This is a genomic window from Nigerium sp. (assembly GCF_039811905.1).
Classification (GTDB): Bacteria; Actinomycetota; Actinomycetes; order Propionibacteriales; family Propionibacteriaceae; genus Propioniciclava.
In genome coordinates, this window is record NZ_JBDHZL010000159.1 from 1 (window position 1) to 3,964 (window position 3,964).

The following is a 3,964-nucleotide window of genomic DNA, read 5'->3' on the forward strand; positions in this document are numbered from 1 at the left end:
GGGCCCGAGCGGCGCACCCGCTCACGGGGAGGCCCGCGCTACGCGCTCGTGGTGGACGCCACCGGCACTCCGTAGTAGCGGGCGAGCTTCACGCCGTCGACGTCCAGGACGCGGACGGGGAGATCGAACACGGCAGAGAGAAGGTCCTCGCGCATGAGGTCGGCGACGGTCCCGGCGGCGGCGACACGGCCGTCCTTCATGGCGACCATGTGGTCGGCGTAGGCGGCTGCGGCGTTCAGGTCGTGGAGGACGATGACGATGGTGCGCCCGAGGTCGTCGGCGGCCGCGCGCAACTGGGACATCATGCGGACCGCGTGCGCCATGTCGAGGTTGTTGAGCGGCTCGTCGAGGAGGATGTAGTCGGTGTCCTGGGCGAGCACCATGGCGACGAAAGCCCGCTGCCGCTGCCCTCCGGATAACTCGTCCAGAAATCGACCCGCGAGTGGTTCGAGATCGAGATACCCCATCGCCCGGCGGACGTGGTCGTGATCGGACGCCGTCAGGCGTCCGTGGGAGTGGGGGTAGCGCCCGAAGGCGACCAACTCCTCGACCGTGAGCCGGACCGAGAGGTGGTTGTCCTGCTTCAGGATCGCCAGGCGCCGCGCCAGGGCGTCGCTGGGGGTCGTGGTCACGTCCAGCCCGTCGACCGTCACCGTGCCGGCACGCGGACCCATCAGGCGGCTCACCAGGGCGAGCAGGGTCGACTTGCCGGCGCCGTTCGGTCCGACGAGGGCCGTCACCCCCCCGCGCGGCACGGCGATGGAGACGTCGTCGACGACGATGGTGTCGCCGTAGGCGCCCTGCAGGTGCTCGGTGACGATCACGAGCGCGTCCTCCTCAGGATGAGTCCGATGAACAGGAGCCCGCCCACGAACTCGACCACCATCGACAGGCTGCCCTCCAGCCCGAGCACCCGCTCGAACAGGAACTGCCCGCCGACGAGGGCGATCACGCCGGAGAGGGCGGCGCCGGGAAGCGTCCAGGCGTGACGGTCGGTGCCGAGCACCGCGTAGGCGAGGTGCGCCACCAGCAGCCCGAAGAAAAGCGTGGGCCCCACCAGGGCCGTCGCGACGCCCACCAACAGGGCGACGATCGCGAGCGCCTGCATGGTGACGCGACGGTGCCGGACGCCCAGGCACACCGCGAGATCGTGCCCGAGGGCGACGACGTCGAGTTCGTGCCGGCGCGTCCAGACGAGGACGCCGAGCACGGCCACCAGGACGCCCGACGTGCCCAGCAGCACGGGGTCCGCTCCGGTGAAGTCAGCGAAGAAGCGGTCCTGTAGGACGATGAACTCCTGCGGCGCCATGATCCGCTGCAGGAATGACGACACCCCTCGCAGCAGGCCTCCCAGCAGGATCCCGACGAGCAGCAGCAGCGTCAGCGATCGTCCGAATCGGCCCATGACCAGGCCGAAGAGCGCCACGGACGCCCCGACCATCGCGGCGAGCTCGAGGACGAACCGCGCCGGGCCCGGCACCAAGGACGCCCCCTGGGCTCCCAGCGCGAAGACGATCGCCGTCTGCAGCGCCAGGTAGAGCGCGTCGAGCCCCATGACGGACGGGGTCAGGATCCGGTTCGCCGTCACCGCGTGGAACAACACCGTCGACATGCCGATCGCGACCGCGACGACGACCATCGTCGCGACCGTGAGGGCGCGGCGTCCGATCAGGAACTGCCAGTTGCCGGTCAGTCCCCAGGCGAGGTAGAGCGCGCAGACCGCCGCCGCCACGACCGCGAGCGCGGCGAGCCGGACGCCGGGGCCGACGGCGCGGGAAGGGGCGGGGTGAGTCCGCGCCGGGTGCGCAGGGGTCGCGTGCTCAGAAGTCGTGTGCGCTTGAGTCACGTTCGCAGTGGTCGTCTGCGCAGGGATCGTGCGCACGGTGGCGGTGCGCGGTTCAGCGGACACGGGGACCCCCTCGTCCGAGCAGGATGACCAGGAACGCGAGGGCCCCGAGGACCCCCATGACCGTCCCGATCGGCATCTCGAACGGGTGGATGACCAGGCGCGCGATGAGGTCGCACCCCATCACCATCCCGGCGCCGAGCAGGGCGACCAGCGGCACTGCCCTGCGGGCGTTGTCCCCGACGATGGCCCGCACGATGTTGGGGACGACCAGCCCGAGGAACGGCAGCGCCCCCACCGTCACGACGACGGTCGCCGATACGACGGCGACGACGGTCAGCCCGAGTGCCATCGTGCGGCGGTAGTCGAGCCCGAGGTTCGTCGTGAACGACTCCCCCATCCCCGCGACAGTGAACCGATCCGCCACGAACCCGGCGACGAGCACGAGCGCCCCCGCCACCCAGAGCAGTTCGAAGCGCCCGGCGAGGACGGCCGAGAAGTCACCGGTCGTCCAGGCGCCCAGGCTCTGGAGCAGGTCGGTCCGGTAGGCGACGAACGTCGTGAACGCCCCGACGACGCCGCCCAGCATCAGGCCGAGCAGCGGGACGAGCAGGACGTCCCGCACCGGCACCGCGCGCAGCATGCGCAGGAACAGGCCCGTCCCCGCCAGGGCGGCCAGCGTGGCGAGCGTCATGCGCGTCCAGACGGGGGCGTCCGGCCAGAGCAGCGCGCAGGCGAGCAGCCCCAGGGACGCGAAGTCGAGCGTCCCGGCCGTGGAGGGTTCCACGAAGACGTTGCGGGTGAGGAGCTGCATGATCAGCCCGGCGACGGCCAGCCCGGCACCCGCGAGCACGAGCGCGAGCGTGCGTGGGAGCCGGCTGACCAACAGGACGTCCCGCTCGGGGCCCCCGGCGAGGACGCCGGCGACGCTGATGTCCGCGACTCCGACAACCAGGGACGCGGCGGCGAGCCCGCCCAGCAGCGCACAGCCGAGCACAAGGACGCCCGCCCCCCGCGCCGGACGGATCCGGCGACGGGGAGCGAGCCGGCCGGACTCGGGGTGTCGAGTCGACGGCCGGGTCAGGGTGGTGGTCACGAGGAGAGCGCCCCGCGGACGTTCTCGATCATCGACCGCATCGTCGTCAAACCGGACCCGACCGCGTACCACTCGCCGCCGTCCAGGTAGGTGACCTGCTTGTTCTTCCAGGCGTTGGTCCCCGCGACGAGGGGGTTGTCGAGCACCTGCTGGGCCGACTTGCCCTGCTGGCCGATCGCGGCGTCCCGGTCGATGACGAAGAGCCGGTCGGGGTTGGCCTGCGCGATGAACTCGAAGCTGACGGCCTGGCCGTGGCGGTCCTTCTTGAGGTTGGGCGCGGCGGCCGGGACGCCCAGCGTGTCGTGGATCACGCTGCCGAACCGGGCCCCCGGGCCGTACGCGGACACCTTGCCGCCCGTCGTCAGCAGGATCAGCGCCTTGCCGGCGCCCTGTCCACCCTGTCCCCCGCCCGTGGCGAGCGCCTTGGTCTCGTCAGCCAGCTTCGCGACGGCGTCCGCTTCGGCGACGGCCTTGTCCTCGGCGCCGAGCAGGCGTCCGAGGGCGACGGCGCGCTCGCGCAATTCCTCGACCGGCTTCTCGGACGCCGTGGACATGTCGAGCGTCGGGGCCAGCTTGGCGAGCTCGTCGTACTTCGGGGCGGTGCGGCCTCCGATCACGATGACATCGGGGTTCAGTTCGGCGATCTTCTCGACGTCGGGCTCCTGCAGCGTCCCGACGTCGGTGACGGCGTCTGTGGCGAAGTTCTCCAGCGAGGACGGCAGCCCGCGCTTCGGCGTCCCGACGACGCGGTCGGCGAAGCCGAGCGTCTTGATCGTGTCGAGGCTCGCGTGGTCGATGACGACGATCTTCGCGGGGTTCGCGGGCGCGTCGAGCGTCCCGCGCGCGTGCGTCACGGAGACGGTGCCTCCGGCACTCTCCGAGGACGCCGCGGGTGCGGCCGCGCAGCCGGTGAGCGCGAGGATGAGGGCGACGGCGGCCGCGAGGGCGCCGAAGAGGGGGCGTCGCATGGATGCTCCTGGTCGGTGTCTTGTCGAGTCGGTGTGGTGTCGAGTCGGTGTTTG

The 3,964-nt window shown here is 71.6% G+C and carries 4 protein-coding genes; all 4 read right to left on the reverse strand.

What is annotated here, in order from left to right; genetic code table 11:
• Nucleotides 1-38: 38 nt before the first annotated feature.
• From WMJ97_RS14610 to WMJ97_RS14625, 4 genes are read right to left on the reverse strand one after another with little or no spacing between them, the layout of a single operon-like run.
• Nucleotides 39-824: an ATP-binding cassette domain-containing protein gene (locus WMJ97_RS14610; RefSeq protein ID WP_347349735.1), complete on the reverse strand. Its 786-nt coding sequence runs from the start codon at nt 822-824 to the stop codon at nt 39-41.
• On the reverse strand, nt 821-1,846 hold the full coding sequence (locus WMJ97_RS14615; protein ID WP_347349736.1) for an iron chelate uptake ABC transporter family permease subunit: 1,026 nt from the start codon (nt 1,844-1,846) through the stop codon (nt 821-823). Before WMJ97_RS14615 ends, WMJ97_RS14610 begins: the two co-directional genes overlap by 4 nt.
• Nucleotides 1,847-1,898: 52 nt before the next feature.
• Nucleotides 1,899-2,942, reverse strand: a complete 1,044-nt coding sequence (locus tag WMJ97_RS14620) for an iron chelate uptake ABC transporter family permease subunit (protein WP_347349737.1) — start codon at nt 2,940-2,942, stop codon at nt 1,899-1,901.
• On the reverse strand, nt 2,939-3,910 hold the full coding sequence (locus WMJ97_RS14625; protein WP_347349738.1) for a siderophore ABC transporter substrate-binding protein: 972 nt from the start codon (nt 3,908-3,910) through the stop codon (nt 2,939-2,941). The genes WMJ97_RS14620 and WMJ97_RS14625 overlap by 4 nt, the downstream gene beginning before the upstream one ends.
• Between the last annotated feature and the right edge of the window lie 54 nt (nt 3,911-3,964).